At 67.7% G+C, this 16,232-nt stretch carries 13 protein-coding genes; 1 reads left to right on the top strand and 12 read right to left on the bottom strand.

The annotated features are described in order from the left end of the window. Window positions 1–14: 14 nt before the first annotated feature. Together SD72_RS04215 and SD72_RS04210 are read right to left on the bottom strand one after the other, a co-directional pair. Window positions 15–395, bottom strand: a complete 381-nt coding sequence (locus SD72_RS04215; RefSeq protein WP_232299636.1) for a TraR/DksA family transcriptional regulator — start codon at window positions 393–395, stop codon at window positions 15–17. Between the two features lie 2 nt (window positions 396–397). Next, complete coding sequence (locus SD72_RS04210) at window positions 398–1,480, bottom strand: LOG family protein (protein WP_042543160.1); 1,083 nt, start codon at window positions 1,478–1,480, stop codon at window positions 398–400. A 47-nt stretch (window positions 1,481–1,527) separates the two neighbouring features. Here SD72_RS04210 and SD72_RS04205 point away from each other — a divergent pair, with 47 nt between their 5' ends. Beyond that, window positions 1,528–3,024 carry an RNB domain-containing ribonuclease gene (locus tag SD72_RS04205; protein ID WP_042543159.1) on the top strand — a complete coding sequence of 499 codons (1,497 nt, stop codon included), beginning with the start codon at window positions 1,528–1,530 and terminating at the stop codon, window positions 3,022–3,024. A 28-nt stretch (window positions 3,025–3,052) separates the two neighbouring features. On the opposite strand, the gene SD72_RS04200 is transcribed toward SD72_RS04205, so the two are convergent. The 10 genes from SD72_RS04200 to gcvP form a co-directional block, all read right to left on the bottom strand. Continuing rightward, complete coding sequence (locus SD72_RS04200; protein ID WP_042543158.1) at window positions 3,053–5,278, bottom strand: ABC transporter permease; 2,226 nt, start codon at window positions 5,276–5,278, stop codon at window positions 3,053–3,055. Continuing rightward, entirely contained in the window at window positions 5,275–6,024 is a 750-nt protein-coding gene (locus SD72_RS04195) for an ABC transporter ATP-binding protein (RefSeq protein WP_084766759.1), read from the bottom strand. The genes SD72_RS04200 and SD72_RS04195 overlap by 4 nt, the downstream gene beginning before the upstream one ends. Beyond that, the gene (locus SD72_RS04190) at window positions 6,021–6,554 is read right to left on the bottom strand and encodes a PadR family transcriptional regulator (protein WP_232299635.1); all 534 of its coding nucleotides are present in this window, start codon (window positions 6,552–6,554) and stop codon (window positions 6,021–6,023) included. Before SD72_RS04190 ends, SD72_RS04195 begins: the two co-directional genes overlap by 4 nt. 221 nt (window positions 6,555–6,775) lie before the next feature. Next, entirely contained in the window at window positions 6,776–7,909 is a 1,134-nt protein-coding gene (ispG, locus tag SD72_RS04185; protein ID WP_042543155.1) for a flavodoxin-dependent (E)-4-hydroxy-3-methylbut-2-enyl-diphosphate synthase, read from the bottom strand. Between the two features lie 80 nt (window positions 7,910–7,989). Beyond that, window positions 7,990–8,544, bottom strand: coding sequence for a hypothetical protein (locus SD72_RS04180; protein WP_042543154.1), 555 nt, complete (start codon window positions 8,542–8,544; stop codon window positions 7,990–7,992). A gap of 33 nt (window positions 8,545–8,577) precedes the next feature. Then, window positions 8,578–10,137 carry a M50 family metallopeptidase gene (locus SD72_RS04175; protein WP_042543153.1) on the bottom strand — a complete coding sequence of 520 codons (1,560 nt, stop codon included), beginning with the start codon at window positions 10,135–10,137 and terminating at the stop codon, window positions 8,578–8,580. A 70-nt stretch (window positions 10,138–10,207) separates the two neighbouring features. Further along, window positions 10,208–11,677 carry an L-serine ammonia-lyase gene (locus tag SD72_RS04170; RefSeq protein WP_042543152.1) on the bottom strand — a complete coding sequence of 490 codons (1,470 nt, stop codon included), beginning with the start codon at window positions 11,675–11,677 and terminating at the stop codon, window positions 10,208–10,210. Window positions 11,678–11,704: 27 nt separating this feature from the next. Then, on the bottom strand, window positions 11,705–12,082 hold the full coding sequence (gene gcvH, locus SD72_RS04165) for a glycine cleavage system protein GcvH (RefSeq protein WP_042543151.1): 378 nt from the start codon (window positions 12,080–12,082) through the stop codon (window positions 11,705–11,707). 48 nt (window positions 12,083–12,130) lie between these two features. After that, a complete protein-coding gene (gene gcvT / locus SD72_RS04160) occupies window positions 12,131–13,279 on the bottom strand; it encodes a glycine cleavage system aminomethyltransferase GcvT (protein WP_042543150.1) in 1,149 nt (382 codons plus the stop codon). Window positions 13,280–13,281: 2 nt separating this feature from the next. Next, entirely contained in the window at window positions 13,282–16,146 is a 2,865-nt protein-coding gene (gcvP, locus tag SD72_RS04155) for an aminomethyl-transferring glycine dehydrogenase (protein ID WP_042543207.1), read from the bottom strand. Window positions 16,147–16,232: the final 86 nt, after the last annotated feature.

Raw genomic sequence — 16,232 nt, 5'->3', positions numbered from 1 at the left:
GGGCTGGCGGGCTGCTACGGGCGCCGCTCGCTCGCGCACCGCACGCAGCGCGTCGCGAAGGGACGCACCTCAAGCCGCTCGGCGGGGATCGGGTTGCCGCAGCGCTCGCAGATGCCGTAGTGACCAGCAGCCCACCTCCCGAGGGCCGCGTCGATCTGCGCGAGCTCGGCTCGGGCATCGTCGGCGAGGCCACTGAGCCTCGACCATTCTGAGGACAACGTGACGCCCTCGGGATCGTGCTCGTCGTCATCGTTCGAGGATTCGCGGCTACGCACGAGCTCAGCGAGCGTGGCGTCGAGGGAGGCGACGCGATTCAACACGGTTTCCCGCTCGGCGAGCAGGATCACGCGCAGCCGGTCAGGCCCAGGACCGGACTCACGCCCCGGCGCGGCCACGACTACCGCTCCGACCCCGCGGCCCCGACCGCACCGGTCGGATCCACCGCTGGCAACTCGTTGAGCGCTCCGACGAGCCGATAAAGTTCACCGATCGCGTGGGGCCGCGGCACGAGCCTCACGCGCGCGAGGTTCGCGCGCTCCGCCCCCTCCTCCGGGTATGGCTCCGCGAGCGTGATCGCCCCAGAATCGAGCATGTAACCGAAGCGCTCGTTGAGGTCTGCGAGCTGCGCTTCTGTTGGGGCGACCCGAGTGTAGAGCAGCAGCGCGTCGCGCTCCCCCGGCTCGTCGGTCGGGAACCAGCGCAGGTCGGTGTAGTTGCTCCAGAAGGCGTGCACGTGTTCGACGGCGGCCTCGGCGGAGTCCGTGACGAGCACCCGGTCGAGGTCGCCCGGCGTGACGTAGCCGCCGCGCTCGAGCTCGTCCACGACGAAGCTCTTGAATCCCGCCCAGTAGGTGCCGCCAGGCCGGTCGAGCAGCACGATCGGTACCGGCACCATCTTGCCGGTCTGCTGCAGGGTGAGTAGTTCGAACGTCTCGTCCATGGTCCCGAAGCCGCCCGGCAGGCAGATGAACGCGCTGGACTCTTTCACGAGCATGAGCTTGCGCGTGAAGAAGTACTTCATCGCGACGTGCCGTTCGTCGTTCGCGACGAACGCATTCGGCTCCTCCTCGAACGGGAGGCGGATCGACACCCCAAGCGAGTGCTCGTGCCCGGCGCCGACTGCCGCGGCCTCCATGATCCCGGGACCAGCACCCGTCACGACCATCCAGTCGTCCTCCGAGAGCGCCTTGGCGCTGGCCTCGGCGGCGTCATAGAGCAGGTCGCCGGGCTTCGTGCGCGCCGACCCGAAGATTGTCGCTTTGCGCACGCCTACGTAGGGCGCGAAGAGTGCGAACGCCTGACGCATCTCTTCGAGGGCCGCGGCGGAGATCTTCAGGTCGAGACGCGACGCTTCGTCGTCGGCGAGGCCGAGCCCTGCCAGGATGATTCGGCGCACGAGCCCGCGCTGTTGCGTCACCCCTGCCACACGGAGGAGTTCATCGATTGCCTCGGTCGTCTGCGGATTCGCTGGGGCTGTCATGCCCCCAGTCTAGGAGTTTGTCCGGTGTAACGGGCTAGGCTACAACCATGCCAGCACGGCGCACACACCTTGCCCCAGAGACGACGCACGGCGCGCTCGCTGCATCGCTCACCGCGCTCCGCGAGAAGAACGACGTCGCGGACAACTTCCCGCCGGAGGTCACGGCCGAGGCCGAGCATGCGGCCGCGCCGACCCCGCCGCTCGACCTTCGCGAGGTCGACTTCGTGACGCTTGATCCGCTCGAGTCACGCGACCTTGACCAGGCGTTTCACATCGAGCGGACGGCTGATGGTTTCGTGCTGCGCTATGCGATCGCCGATGTGCCGGGCTTTGTCGTGCCCGGTGGCGCGCTTGATGCTGAGGCACGCAGGCGTGGGCAGACGCTGTATCTTCCCGACGGATCAGTCCCGCTGCATCCGCGGGAGCTCAGCGAGGGACGCGCGTCGCTGCTGCCAGATGAGGATCGGTCTGCTTTCGTCTGGACCATCCCCGTCGACGCGGACGGGGCCGCCGCGTTCGAGGGCGGCTCGGCCGCTGCTGCGCGGGTGGAGCGCGCGCTCGTGCGTTCGCGGGCGAAGCTCGACTACGTCGGCGCCCAGCGGCGCATCGACGCTGGCGAGGCGTCCGGGCCGCTCGCCCTGTTGGGCGAGTTTGCCGCACTCCGAATCGCGCAGGAGGAACGTCGTGGGGGCGCGAGCTTGAACATGGCTGATGAGGAGATCGTCCGCGACGACACCGGTTACCGGATTGAACGTCGTTTCCCGCTCCCCGTTGAGGAGTGGAATTCGCAGCTGTCGCTTCTTACGGGCATGTTCGCTGGCAGTCTGATGCTCGACGCCGGCATCGGGATCCTCCGCACCATGTCGGCGCCTGACGCGAAGTCGCTTGCTGAGTTCCGCGAGCGGGTTGCTGTGCTCGGCGTGCCCTGGCGCGAGGGCATTTCATACGGCGAGTACCTGCGGGAGCTGCCGCGCGGCACGCCGCAGGCCGCAGCCGTGCTGCACGCCGCGTCGAGCCTGTTTCGGGGTGCAGACTACGCGGCGTTCGGTGTGAGCCGGGATGGCGAGATCGTGCCTGCGCCTGCACAGCCGGAGCAGGCCGCGATCGCTGCCCCGTATGCGCACGTCACGGCCCCACTCAGGCGCCTGGTGGATCGCTGGGGGCTCGTCATCTGCGAGGCGTTGAGCGCGGGCGAGCCCGTGCCGGAGTGGGCGCTTGCAAGCCTCGCTGAGGTGCCGTCTCTGATGCGATCGTCGTCGGGGCTCGCGAGTCGCCTCGGTTCCGCAGCGCTCGACCGGGTCGAGGCGGCGCTCGTGCGGGATCGCGTTGGCGAAACGTTTCGTGTCGTGGTGATTGAGTCGCAGGGTGGGAGCGCACGCGTGCAGATCACCGATCCACCCATCACCACGCGCTGCCCCGACCCGGACGGCGTGCTCGCGGCCGGCACCGTCGCCACGGTGCGCGTCACGCAGGTCGACGTCGCGACCGGGTCCGTCGAACTCGAGCCCGCCATGCCGGCTGCGGCCGCTTCCCAGCAGGTGTGAGGCGGGGCCGCAGACGCTGAGCGCTCCGCTATTCGAAGCGCGTCGCAGCGAGCGGCAGCTCGGCGCGCACGCTGCGGAACACGACAAGGATCGCAATTGCCGCGAGCGCGAAGCAGATTCCGAGCAGCCCGAGATAGCTCGCGTCTGGCAGCCGCACGTCGCGGTATCCGCCGCTGAGCCCAACGACGACTGCCCACGCTGCCACGAATCCGAGGCCAATGGTGAGTAGGAACACCGAAGCGAGCGGCAGGGCAGTCTCCACGAGGATCATGCGCCGAAGCGTCGCCGCAGGCATGCCGCTCAGCCGGAGCAGCCCGAGCACGCGCTTGCGGTCGAGCATGCTTGCGATCGTTGAGATTGCGAGCGAGACAACCGAGATGAGCGTCGCAATGACGATGCCTACCCACGCGAGGCTCGAGTATCGGGCTGCCCACGAGGTCGATGCGGCGTCCGCACCCTCCGCGCGCGTCGCCGGCGCCCCAGCGAGCGGAATATCGCTCGCAACGACGGCCGTGCGGGCGCGTTCGAGGGAGCCGGGGCTCCCGTCTGCCACGACGACCGCGAGCGACGGATAGGCTGCTACTTCCTCGGCCGCCGTAACCGGGCTCGTTTCGGCGGGCACACCGGTGGCGTACCCGGCAAAGTAGGCGCTATCGACGAGCAATCGGCCCTCCTCGCCCTCCGCGACGCGCAGCCCGAGCGATCGCGCGTCGCCGGCTGTCATGACGAACCCGTCCCGCGAAGGAACGTCGGCGTCGGTCCAGTAGACGAGTATCGTGCGCGCGACTCCCTCGACTTCCGAGAGCGCAGCAACGTCAGCTGCGAGCGCCTGCCGCGTCTCCGCAGCGGTGACGTCGATGCCCGCACCAAGTCCCATGACGAGCGCGTCGAGTGGCACGAGCTCTGAGGCGGGCGCGTCGGCGATGACGGGTTCTTCCTCCGTCGTCGACCCGACCGCGAAGACCGTGACGACGAAGAGGGCGAGCATGAGGCCGCTCACCGAACGGAACACAGCACGCGGGTGCCTGGCGATGCGGCTCATCGCCAGAAGGCTCGCGGCTCCTTTGGTGCGCGCGACGCCGACGCGGCTCACGAGCCTCGCGATGTAGGGGCCCGCGACGAGGAGCCCAATGGTGACAAGCACGAACCCGCCGAGAATGAGCACTGAGGGCATGGGAACGGGAAGACCGAGCGTTACCATGACTGCCTGCGCGGTGAGCACCCCCGCTCCGATACAGAGCGGCACGAGGCTGTACCAGCGCGGGGCACGTTCGCGCTGGTCGCGACTCCCGCCGAGCGGACCGAGATCGGCGCGCAGGGCTGTGAGGTAGGCGACGAGGGCAGCGAGCGCGGCCGTTCCACAGGCGACGCCCGCAGCGACCAGCCACGGAACTGAAAGGTCCGTGACGTAGAAGCGCGACCCCTCGATGGGCACGAGCGCGGCGAGCGGGCGCAGCGCGAAGAACAGTGCGATGCCGGCTACCGCGCCGACGAGCGCAGGCAGGAGGGCTTCAAGCCCTGCGAGTTTCGCGACGAGTCGCGGCTCCGCCCCGATGAGCCGGATCGTTGCGAACCTCTCGGTGCGCGCGGCCTGGCCGAGTTTCGTGACGATCGAGATGAGCACGACGACGGGAAACAGTACGGCGATGCCGCCGACGATCGCGATGATTTGGTAGTTCTGATTGGGGTATGTCGAACCGGTGAGCTCCTCGCGCACGGCCGCGCCGCGGTACGCGGCGACCTCGTCAACTGTCGCGCCGACGACCGCAAGCAGTTGCTCCGGGCCGAGCAGGCCTGCTGGCTCGATCGTGCCGACGAGATTGCCGTAACGGTCGCCGAGCTGGTCGGACGGAGTCTCGGCGAGGAGCTGTTGCAGCGCGGGGGACGCGTAGAATTCGCCCGGCCTCGGCGGTGCCCCAACGCCGGGGACCGCGACGGTGGATCCGGGGGTCGCAGCGATCATCACGCGCTGGATCGCGGTGCCTTCGAAGTAGTCGTCTGGCTCGCCGTAATACCCAGTAGCGCTCACGAACACGGTGTCGTCGGTGAGGGGAATCTCGCGATCGGCCGCCGTCATGTGGTCGCCGAGGGGCCAGGTCGTGCGAGCGGCTCGGTCGCCGAGCGCACTGTGTGCCGCAAGCACGAGCAGCAATAGCGCGACCCCGACGGCAACTCCGAGCACGATGCCAGCGAGCCGCCTCGATCCGCCCCGTTCCCGCCCCGCGAGCACTGCGCTGAGCGTGAGCGTCTTCATCGCGCGACTCCCGAGATCCTGCCGTCACGCACGATGACCTCGCGGTCAGCGTACGCTGCCGTTCTCGCGTCGTGCGTGACGAGCACAACGGTCGTTCCCGATGCTCTGGAAAGTTCGGTCAGGGTGAGCATCACCTGCTCAGCCGTCAGCGAATCGAGCGCGCCGGTCGGCTCGTCGGCGAAGATCACGCGCGGCGCGGTCACAAGCGCGCGGGCGATTGCAACGCGCTGGGCCTGGCCGCCGGAGAGCTCGGACGGCAGTTTCGAGGCGTGTTCGGCGAGGCCAAGTCGCTCCAACCACCTACGTGCCTGGCGTAGCGCCACCTTCCGCCGCTGCCCGGCGAGCAGCAGCGGAAGCGAGACGTTGTCGACTGCGCTGAGGTCGGGCAGCAGCTGGCCGAACTGGAAGATGAACCCGAAATCGCTGAGCCGGAGCTTCGCGCGCTCGCCCTCGCTGAGGTCGCTGACAGTCGTCGCGCCGTAGTGTGAGCTACCGGAGTTGGGAGTGAGCACTCCCGCGAGAATGTGCAGGAGCGTCGATTTGCCCGAGCCCGAGGGACCCATGATCGCGAGGATCTCGCCCGGCATCACCTCAAGGTCGACGCCGCGGAGGGCGACGTCCATGCCGAATGAGCGGTGCACCCCGCGAACGGCTAGCACAGGCGTGACGAGCGTGGTGTCGCCAGAGCCGGAAGCGTCTGATTCCTCGGGCAAAACACTCCCCCGAAATAGCTGAGTCTCTCTCATCGCGTCACCTCCGCGCCGAGCTCGCCGAGCCTGGCAGACGTCAGCTCGATCCAGCGCAGGTCGGCCTCGATGTGGAACAGCGCATGGTCGCACATGAGCACGGTCGAAAGTTCCGCTCCCCGCTTCTTCCGTGTGAGCTCGCGCATACGCTGCAGATGCTCGGCCCGCTGCACATCGAGTAGCCGCTCAGCGTCGTCTCCCAGCAAGAGCGCGATGATCGTCTTGGCGAAGAGGTTGCTCTGGAGCGTCGCTGATGGGACCTCGGCGGAGAAGAGCCAGTCCTCGAGCCTTCCCCGCCCTGACTCGGTGATCGCGTAACGCTTGCGGTCTGGTCCTCCCCCCGCCTCGTCGCCGAGCAGCTCGATGAGCCCGTGCTTGACCAGCCTGGCAAGGGTCGCGTAGACCTGTCCAAAGGCGAGCGGCTTCTCACTGCCAAAGTGCCTGTCGTAGTCGTGCTTGAGGTCGTACCCGTATCCCGAGCCTGTGCCGAGGAGCCCGAGCAGCGCGTTGGAGGAATCCATTGTTGCCATGTGAACACACTATACGCTGAGTGTATAGTCGCGCAAGAAGGCCGCTCGATCCCAGTCAGGGATTGGCATCCGCACTCGGTACGCGCCGCATCAGAGGCTGGCGCTTCGCACGCGAACATTTCCTCCACACCAACGCAATCGGCGGAGGCCACTCACGGCGAACCGCGGGTGAGCCTCCGCCGATTGACGAAGCTGGGGCGCGCTCGCGCGCGTCCAGGAAGTTACTTCATGGTGACGACTTCTGGGGCGCCGGACTCGCGCTCGTGCCCCATCTCCTCGGCGATACGGTTCGCCTCCTCGATGAGCGTCGCGACGATCTCCGCCTCGGGCACGGTCTTGATGACCTCGCCCTTCACAAAGATCTGTCCCTTGCCGTTGCCGCTCGCAACGCCGAGGTCGGCCTCGCGGGCCTCGCCCGGACCGTTGACGACGCAGCCCATGACGGCGACGCGCAGCGGCACGGTCATGCCCTCGAGGCCCTTCGTGACCTCGTCGGCGAGCGTGTAGACGTCGACCTGCGCGCGACCGCACGAGGGGCACGAGACGATCTCGAGCTTGCGCTCACGGAGGTTGAGCGACTGCAGGATCTGCAGACCAACCTTGACCTCTTCGACGGGCGGTGCGGAGAGCGAAACGCGGATCGTGTCGCCGATGCCCTCGGAGAGCAGGATCCCGAACGCTGTTGCGCTCTTGATCGTGCCCTGGAACGCCGGCCCGGCCTCGGTCACGCCGAGGTGCAGCGGCCAGTCGCCCGCAGCCGCAAGCTGGCGGTAGGCCTTGGTCATGACGATCGGGTCGTTGTGCTTTACCGAAATCTTGAAGTCGTGGAAGTCGTGCTCCTCGAAGAGCGACGCCTCCCAGACGGCGCTCTCGACGAGCGCCTCTGCCGTCGGCTTGCCGTACTTCTGCAGCAGCCGGCGGTCGAGCGAACCGGCGTTCACGCCGATGCGAAGCGACACACCCGCGTCCTTCGCTGCCTTCGCGATAGCTCCGACATTGCCGTCGAACTCGCGAATGTTGCCCGGGTTCACGCGCACCGCAGCGCAGCCGGCGTCGATCGCGGCGTAGATGTAGCGCGGCTGGAAGTGGATGTCGGCGATCACGGGGATCTGACTCTTCTTCGCGATGATGTGCAACACATCAGCGTCGTCCTGGCTCGGCACCGCGACGCGCACGATATCGCAGCCGGCCGCCGTAAGCTCGGCGATCTGCTGAAGTGTTCCGTTGATGTCGGTCGTCGGAGTCGTGGTCATCGACTGCACAGATACCTGCGAGTCGCTGCCCACGCCGATTGAACCGACCTTGATTTGTCGGGTCTTGCGCCTCGGGGCCAGAACTTCCGGTACCTTCGGCATTCCCAAATTCACTGCTGCCACAGAAAGGAGTCTACCGCCATACAGGCACCGTTCCCTGGTGCCCTCACAGTATGTACCGGCTATTTCCAGCCAAGGAGCCGCTTGGCGGCCTCCCGCGAGGCGGGGCACCCTGGGTCGGCGACGCCGAGCGAGCGGCGATCCACCTCGATGAGCGCGCCGGCCGCGCGCGCCGCCTCAACGAGCGCGTCTGCGGCAGCGCGCACCCGCGGGGCTGCGCCAAACGCCGCCTCCGGGTCGCCGGTGCGCGAGGCATGCGGCATGACAAGCAATTCGGTCGCACCATCGGGCAGGGGTCGCGCGGCAACCACCACGAGGGTTGGTGCCACCGTCCGTCGCAGCCCGGGAATGAGGTCGATCGGCAGCACTTCCTCGACGAGGTCCGCAATCACACCGCGCCGCCACGACTTGCGGCGCTCGCCAATGACCGCCGCATGCCCGACCCAGTCCGACCCCTCGGCGCTGAGCTTCGCCGCAAGATCGACAGCGTGCCGCGTGAAGCCCTGTGCAAGCGCCTGCTCAATGCCTGCCAGCACCGCGTCCGCCGGTTGCCAGGCGACCACCATGCGGCGCCCCGTGAGCGCGCCCTGGTGTGCGAGGTCGATGTACTCAGCCATTGCCGATCCCTTCAGCCAGCTTCGACGCTCAGGCTACCCGAAGAGGGCGACCGGTTTGACGATGTCAGCGTAGGCGAGCAGGATGCCCATCGCCCCGAGGGCGATCACCACGACGAACGTGATCGGCACCATCTTCGCGGTGTCGACGGGTCCGGGGTCTGGCTTGCGGCGCAGCTTCGCCCAGCCGCGCTTGATCGCCTCGTAGATCGCGCCAGCGATGTGGCCGCCGTCGAGCGGCATCAGCGGCACGAGGTTGAACACGAACAGCGCGACGTTCAGCGAGCCCGCCAGGCTGAAGATGAACTGCGCGCGCGCCGCGATGGGCGCCTGCTCCATGCTCACGACCTCGCCGGCGAGCCGGCCAACGCCGACGGGGCCCATCGGGCCGTTGGGGTCGCGCTCGTCGGGGCCAAACGCGGCGTTCCAGACGTCGACCATCCGTGCGGGAAGCTTGACGATGATCCCCGCAACGTTCTTCACGTTTTCCCCGACGAACGCGGGCACCTCGGTGATGGGAAGGCGCACGGTCTCAGTCGCCGCCGATGCACCGATCATGCCGACCGTTGCCGTCTTCGGCGTGCCGTCCTCGTTAAGCACCGTCTGCCCGTTCTTATCGACGACCACGGCCTCGTTGGGTTCGGGGGTGAGGGAGAGCTTCTCGGTGGATCCTGCTCGCTCGATCTCAAGCGACAGCGGCTGTGCAGGTGACGCAGCAACGATCGACCGGAACTGTTCCCAGCTGTCGATTGCCTCGCCGTCGACCGCGAGCAGCTTGTCGCCCGGAAGCAGACCGGCCGCCGCGGCGGGGGCCGCAGGGTCGTCAGAGCCGCAGGTCGTCTGCGTGCTCGATGCGGGCACAAGGCACTCATTGACCGCCCCGAGCGTCGTGCTCGTCTGGGCGACACCGAAGCCGGAGATCACGATCCCGAAGAACAGGAACGCGAGCAGCAGGTTCATGAGCGGGCCGCCAGCCATGACGACAATCTTCTTCCAGACAGGAAGCCGGTAGAACGTGCGGTGATCCTCACCGTCGGCGATCGTCTCGGCGCTCGCGTCGCGCGCCTCGTCGACCCAGCCCGCGAGGCCGCGGCGGTACTCGGCCTCCTCAACCGCTTCGGGCGTCAGGCCGTCAGCCGAGAGACTCTCAGCCGAGGCATTTCCCTCAGCCGGCATGCTCGCAGGAGCGCCGGGCGCCGCGCGATCCGCATCGGGCAGCTCGCCGACGTCGCCGACGCGCGTGATCTCGTCAACGATGTGCTCGCCGTGCCCCTTGGACACCTTGACGGGTGATTCCTCAACGACCGAGTTGAGAAAGCCCGTCGTCGATTCGCGCGGGGCCTCCCCCGGTTTTGACGGCGGGTACATGCCGATCATCGCGACGTAGCCGCCAAGTGGGAGGATCTTTACGCCGTATTCGGTCTCGCCCTTCTTGCGCGACCAGAGGGTGCGCCCGAAGCCGATCATGTACTGCGTCACCTTCACGCCGAAAAGTTTCGCGGGCAGCAAGTGCCCAATTTCGTGCAGCGCGATTGAGATACCGAGCAGGAGCACGATAATCAGGATGCCGAGGGCATAGAGCAAGACGGAAGTCACCGCATTAGCGTACCCGCGGAGGCTGTGTTTCGACCCTCAGAGTTCCCGGTTCCGCCGCGGTGTGACGCGCTCAGCACTCGATAACGTTGACGGCGAGCCCGCCGCGGGCGGTCTCCTTGTACTTGTCGCTCATGTCCTTGCCGGTCTCGCGCATCGTGATGATGACCTCATCGAGGGTGACGTGGTGGGAGCCGTCGCCCATGAGCGCCATCTTCGCGGCGTTGATCGCCTTCGATGCGGCGATCGCGTTGCGTTCGATGCACGGGATTTGCACGAGCCCGCCGATGGGGTCGCACGTGAGTCCGAGGTTGTGCTCCATCGCGATCTCTGCGGCGTTCTCGACCTGCTCCGGGGTGCCCCCGAGGATCTGCGCGAGGCCAGCAGCCGCCATCGAGGACGCGGATCCGACCTCACCCTGGCAGCCGACCTCTGCGCCCGAGATTGATGCTTGCTCCTTGTAGAGCACACCGACCGCAGCGGCTGCGAGCAGGAAGTCGACGACGACGCGCTGCTTCTGCTCGGCACTCAGGGAGACGGCTCGCGGCGCGGCCGATCCCCCACCGATACCCGGGGTGCGCGCCGTACCCAGCTCGGGGATCTGCGCGTAGTGCGTTGCGTAGAAGAGCACGGCGGGGATGATCCCGGCTGCACCGTTCGTCGGCGCGGTGACGACGCGGCCACCAGAGGCGTTCTCCTCGTTCACGGCGAGCGCGACGAGGTTGATCCACTCCTGCCAGAAGACGGGGTCGCGATGTGGATCCTGCTCGGAGAGCTTGCGATGCCACTCCGGCGCTCGCCGGCGCACGTTGAGCCCGCCGGGGAGGACACCGGTGCGGGTTAGCGCGGAGTTCTTGCACTCCTCCATGACGTCCCAAATATGGGCGAGGCCAGCGCGGACGCTCTCCTCATCGCGCGTGACGAGTTCGTTCTCGAGCATCACGCCCGCGATGCTCAGCCCGCTCGTCGCCGCGTGCTCGAGAAGTTCGGCCCCGGTGGTAAAGGGGTATGGCTGCTCGGCGAGCTGCTGCTCGAGCCGGTCGAGGATCTTCTCCTCTGCGCCCTCGCGCACGATGAAGCCGCCGCCGACGGAGTAGTAGGTCTGCTCGTCAAGCACCTCGCCGGCCGCATCGATGGCGGCGAAACGCATACCGTTGGTGTGCGCTTCGAGCACGGTGAGGGGGCGCAGCACCATGTCGGCGACGCCGAAGCGCACCACGGCGGGTGCGGCGCCGAGTTCAGCGCCGACACGGAGTTCGCCGGTCTCCTCGATACGTTCGAGCGCCGCCTCGACCTCGGTCGGCAGCACCCGCTCGGGGTCAAAGCCTTCGAGCCCGAGCAGGATCGCGGTGAACGTGCCGTGTCCGTGGCCGGTGGCCGCGAGCGAACCGAAGAGGTCCACCCGCAGCCCGGCAACACGGTCAAGCAGGCCGTGGTTCACGAGCCCCGCCGCGAAGGCGTGGCTCGCACGCATCGGACCCACCGTGTGCGAGCTCGATGGCCCGATGCCGACGGTGAAAAGGTCGAATACGCTGATCGCCACGCTGCGGCCTGCCTTTCGGTTCGTAAATTAAACGGTTGCGTCGTTTGCTGCGGCGTAATCCTCAGCCGACAGCAGGGGCCCGAACTCGGTGACGGCGACCTTGAACAGCCACGCCGCTCCGTAGGGGTCGCTGTTCACGAGTGCCGGGTCGGAGACGACGGCGTCGTTGATCTCAACGACCTCTCCCGTGACCGGGCTGTAAAGATCGGAGACCGACTTCGTCGACTCGATTTCGCCGCAAACTTCGCCGGCGGTGAGCTGCTTGCCCACCTCGGGGAGCTCGATGTAGACGACGTCGCCGAGCGCGTCGGCTGCGACCTGGCTCACACCAACGGTTGCTGGGCTGTTCTCGTCGATCCACTCGTGCTCTTCGGAGTAACGGAATCCTGCGTGTACCTGGCTCATGTTGTTTCTTGTCTTTCTCGTGGGTTGGGTGCGTTGGCCGGTGCGGCGTTACGCGTTTCGCTTGTAGAACGGGAGGGCGACGACCTCGAACGGCTCGCGCTTACCGCGGAGGTCGACGTCGACGGTCGTGCCGACCTCTGAGTAGGGCACGTCGAGCTGCGCGAGCGCGACCGGGTAGCCGAGCGTCGGGCTCGGCTGGCCGCTCGTGATGACGCCGATCTCGCGCGGCGCTTCATCGGTGGCGCCACTCGAGGGCGCAAACACTGCGTAGCCGCCGCGTCCGGCACGCCGCCCGAGGCCCTTGAGCCCGACGAGCACGCGGCGCGGGCCCGCCTCCTTCGCGGCCTCGAGGGCTGCGCGGCCGACGAAGTCTTCTGCCTTCTTGAAGGAGACGACGCCGCCGAGATTGGCGGTGAACGGGGTGGTGTCGAGGCCGAGCTCGTTGCCGTACAGCGGCATTCCGGCTTCGAGGCGGAGCGAGTCGCGCGCAGCGAGACCGCACGGCACGAGGCCGTTGTCCTCGCCCGCCGCGATGAGCAGCTGCCAGAGCTCTGGCGAGCGGTCAGCCGGGATGAACAGCTCGAACCCGTCCTCCCCGGTGTAACCGGTGCGTGCGAGGAGCACGTCGATTCCGCCGACCGTGACCGCCGTCCACGCGTAGTAGGCGAGGTCTGCGACGGCGGCGCGCTCGGCGTCGTCAGCAACGACTCCGCTCACGATGGCCGCAGAGTTGGGGCCCTGCACGGCGATGAGCCCCGTCTCGGCTGAGGCGTCGGTCACCTCGACGTCGAAGCCAGCGGCGCGCTCGGTGAGCAGCTGCGCGACCACGGGGGCGTTGCCGGCGTTCGGCACGACGAGGAAGCGCGTCTCTGCGACGCGGTAGACGATGAGGTCGTCGACGATCCCGCCCTCCTCGTTGCAGATGAGGGAGTACTTCGCCTTACCAACCGCGGTGACCGCGAAGTTACCGACGAGCGCGGTGTTCAGGAACACGGCCGCGTCAGCGCCCGAGATCCACACCTCGCCCATGTGCGAGAGGTCGAAGAGGCCTGCAGCCTCGCGCACCGCGCGGTGCTCGGCGAGCTCGCTCGCGTACTTCAGCGGCATATCCCAGCCGCCGAAGTCGGTGAACGAAGCGCCAAGCTTCTCGTGCTCGGCGTGGAGCGCCGTGTGCTGTGGTGTGGTGGTCGCAGTCATGGTTAGTCCTCGTAAGCTTCGATGGGCGGGCAGGAGCAGACAAGATTGCGGTCGCCGAACGCGCCATCAATGCGCGCCACTGGCGGGAAATACTTGTCGACGCGCAGGCGCTCGCTCGGGAACGCGGCCTGCTCGCGGGTGTACGCGCGGTCCCAGCTGTCGCTCACGACGACGGCCGCGGGGTGCGGAGAGTTGCGCAGCACCGACTGGGCGATCTCCACGCTGCCGGCGATGACCTCGTCGATCTCGGCGCGAATCTGGATCATCGCCTCGATGAAGCGCTCGATCTCGCCAAGATCCTCAGACTCGGTTGGCTCGACCATGAGTGTGCCCGGCACCGGGAACGCGAGGGTCGGGGCGTGGAAGCCGAAATCGATGAGGCGTTTTGCAACGTCCTCCGCCGTGACCCCTGACTTCGCTGTGAGCTCGCGGAGGTCGAGGATGCACTCGTGCGCAACGAGGCCGGTCTCGCCCGTGAACAGCACCGGGAAGTGGTCGCGGAGGCGCTTGGCGATGTAGTTCGCCGACAGCAGCGCGGATTCGGTCGCGCGGGTGAGGCCGTCGGCCCCCATCATGGCGACGTATGCGTACGAGATCGGGAGCACACCGGCGGAGCCGAAGAGCGTCGCTGCGACGGGGATACCGTCTGTCGTCTGGATCCCCTCTGCGCCAGCCGCACGCGTCGGGTTGCCCGGGAGGTACGGCTTCAGGTGTTCTGCGACCGCGACCGGGCCGACGCCTGGTCCGCCACCGCCGTGCGGGATCGCGAAGGTCTTGTGGAGGTTGAGGTGCGACACGTCGCCGCCGAACTCGCCCGGCTTGCCGAGGCCGACGAGCGCGTTCATGTTCGCGCCGTCGATGTAGACCTGGCCGCCGGCTGCGTGCACTCGGTCGCAGACGTCGCGCACGTCGGCGTCGTACACACCGTAGGTCGAGGGGTACGTGATCATGATGGCCGAGAGCGCGTCGGCGTGCTTCTCGATCTTCGCGTCGAGGTCTGCGAGGTCGATCGCGCCTGACTCGGTGTTCTTCACGATGACGACGCGCATGCCTGCGAGCACGGCAGACGCCGCGTTGGTGCCGTGCGCGGACTCGGGGATGAGGCAGATGTCGCGATCGGTATCGCCGTTGGCGAGGTGGTAGCTGCGGATCGCGAGCAGGCCAGCGTACTCGCCCTGTGAGCCGGCGTTGGGCTGCAGCGAGATGCCGGCGTATCCGGTGATCTCAAGCAGCCAGTTCTCGAGGCGGCCGATGAGCTCGCGCCAGCCCCGGCTCTGGTCGGCCGGAACGTAGGGGTGGATCCCAGCGAACTCGGGCCACGAGATCGACTCCATCTCGGCGGTCGAGTTGAGCTTCATGGTGCAGGAGCCGAGCGGGATCATCGTGCGGTCGAGCGCGAGGTCACGGTCGGCGAGGCGGCGCAGGTAGCGGAGCATCTGTGTCTCCGAACGCACCTGGTGGAAGATCGGGTGCGTCATGTACTCGCTCTCGCGGACGAGCGCGCCCGAGAACGCATACTCGCCCGCAGCGACTGCCTCGGGAGCCTTCGCGCCGAACACCGCAGCGACCGCTGCGACGGTTGCCGCCGTCGTGGTCTCGTCGAACGCGATGCCGACGGTGTCGGCGTCGACCTGACGGAAGTTCAGGCCGGCTTCTGCCGCTGCGGCGACGGTCGCGGCGGCCTTGCCAGGAACGCTCGCCCAGAGCGTGTCGAAGAACGCATCGCGCGCAAGCTCGACGCCTGCGCCCGTGAGCGCAGCTGCGAGCGAGCGGGTGTGCGCGTGGGTGCGCTGCGCGATCCGCTTCAGCCCATCAGGGCCGTGGTAGACGGCGTACATCGACGCCGTGATGGCGAGCAGCGCCTGCGCGGTACAGATGTTGCTCGTGGCCTTCTCACGGCGGATGTGCTGCTCGCGGGTCTGCAGGGCGAGGCGGTACGCGGTGCGGCCCTCCGCGTCCTTCGAAACGCCGACGAGCCTGCCCGGGAGGGAACGCTCGAGGCCCTCGCGCACGGCGAGGAAGGCCGCGTGCGGGCCGCCGAAGAACAGCGGGACTCCGAAGCGCTGCGTGTTGCCGACGGCGATGTCGGCGCCCTGCTCACCCGGTGAGGTGATGAGGGTGAGCGCGAGGAGATCCGCTGCGACGGTGACCATCGCGCCGCGTTCCTTGGCTGCGGCGATCACGGCCGAGTGATCCACAACTGCGCCGTCGTTGCCTGGCTGCTGCAGCACGATGCCCGAGATCTCGCCGTCGGGCAGGCCCAGGGAGAGATCCGCAATCTCGACCTCGAAGCCGAGCGCCTCGGCGCGGCCCTGAATCACCGCGGTGGTCTGCGGGAAGAGGTTGACGTCGATCACGGTCTTCGCGTCGGCCTTCGCCTTGTTGGCTCGGCGCATGAGCAGCACTGCTTCTGCGGCTGAGGACGCTTCGTCGAGCATCGATGCGTTCGCGACGGGGAGCCCGGTGAGATCTGCGACCATCGTCTGGAAGTTCAGGAGCGCCTCGAGCCGGCCCTGCGAGATCTCGGGCTGGTACGGCGTGTAGGCGGTGTACCAGGCGGGGCTCTCGAGCACGTTGCGGCGGATCACTGGCGGCGTGTGCGTACCGTAGAAGCCCTGGCCGATGAGCTGCGTCTTCACGACGTTCTGCGACGCCAGGCCGCGGAGTTCCGCGAGCACGCCCTCCTCGCTGAGCGCGTCTGGGAGGTCGAGCGCGCGTTCGCTGCGGATCGCGGCTGGCACTGCCGCGTCGACGAGTTCTGCGCGTGTGCCGAAGCCGAGCACATCGAGCATGCTGCGCTGGTCTGCGTCAGACGCGACACCGATGTGGCGGTCTGCGAAGGGTACTGAAGGGGCTGATGAAGTCAAAAGAGGATCTCCGATGTCAGGGCCGCGCGCGACCAACTCAAGATCCTCCCCGCTCTGTACTGTGACCTGAGAGATTCAAGCGAGTG

Source organism: Leucobacter komagatae, assembly GCF_000834055.1.
GTDB classification, from domain to species: domain Bacteria; phylum Actinomycetota; class Actinomycetes; order Actinomycetales; family Microbacteriaceae; genus Leucobacter; species Leucobacter komagatae_A.
The sequence above is the reverse complement of the archived record's forward strand: the minus strand, read 5'-3'. Positions and strand labels throughout refer to the sequence as shown.

Coding starts and splice junctions, on each gene's coding strand:
- SD72_RS04210 (WP_042543160.1), bottom strand. CDS start 1,480: ATGACAGCCCCAGCGAATCCGCAGACGACCGAGGCAATCGATGAACTC.
- SD72_RS04205 (WP_042543159.1), top strand. CDS start 1,528: ATGCCAGCACGGCGCACACACCTTGCCCCAGAGACGACGCACGGCGCG.
- SD72_RS04200 (WP_042543158.1), bottom strand. CDS start 5,278: ATGAAGACGCTCACGCTCAGCGCAGTGCTCGCGGGGCGGGAACGGGGC.
- SD72_RS04195 (WP_084766759.1), bottom strand. CDS start 6,024: ATGAGAGAGACTCAGCTATTTCGGGGGAGTGTTTTGCCCGAGGAATCA.
- SD72_RS04190 (WP_232299635.1), bottom strand. CDS start 6,554: ATGGCAACAATGGATTCCTCCAACGCGCTGCTCGGGCTCCTCGGCACA.
- ispG (WP_042543155.1), bottom strand. CDS start 7,909: ATGCCGAAGGTACCGGAAGTTCTGGCCCCGAGGCGCAAGACCCGACAA.
- SD72_RS04180 (WP_042543154.1), bottom strand. CDS start 8,544: ATGGCTGAGTACATCGACCTCGCACACCAGGGCGCGCTCACGGGGCGC.
- gcvH (WP_042543151.1), bottom strand. CDS start 12,082: ATGAGCCAGGTACACGCAGGATTCCGTTACTCCGAAGAGCACGAGTGG.
- gcvT (WP_042543150.1), bottom strand. CDS start 13,279: ATGACTGCGACCACCACACCACAGCACACGGCGCTCCACGCCGAGCAC.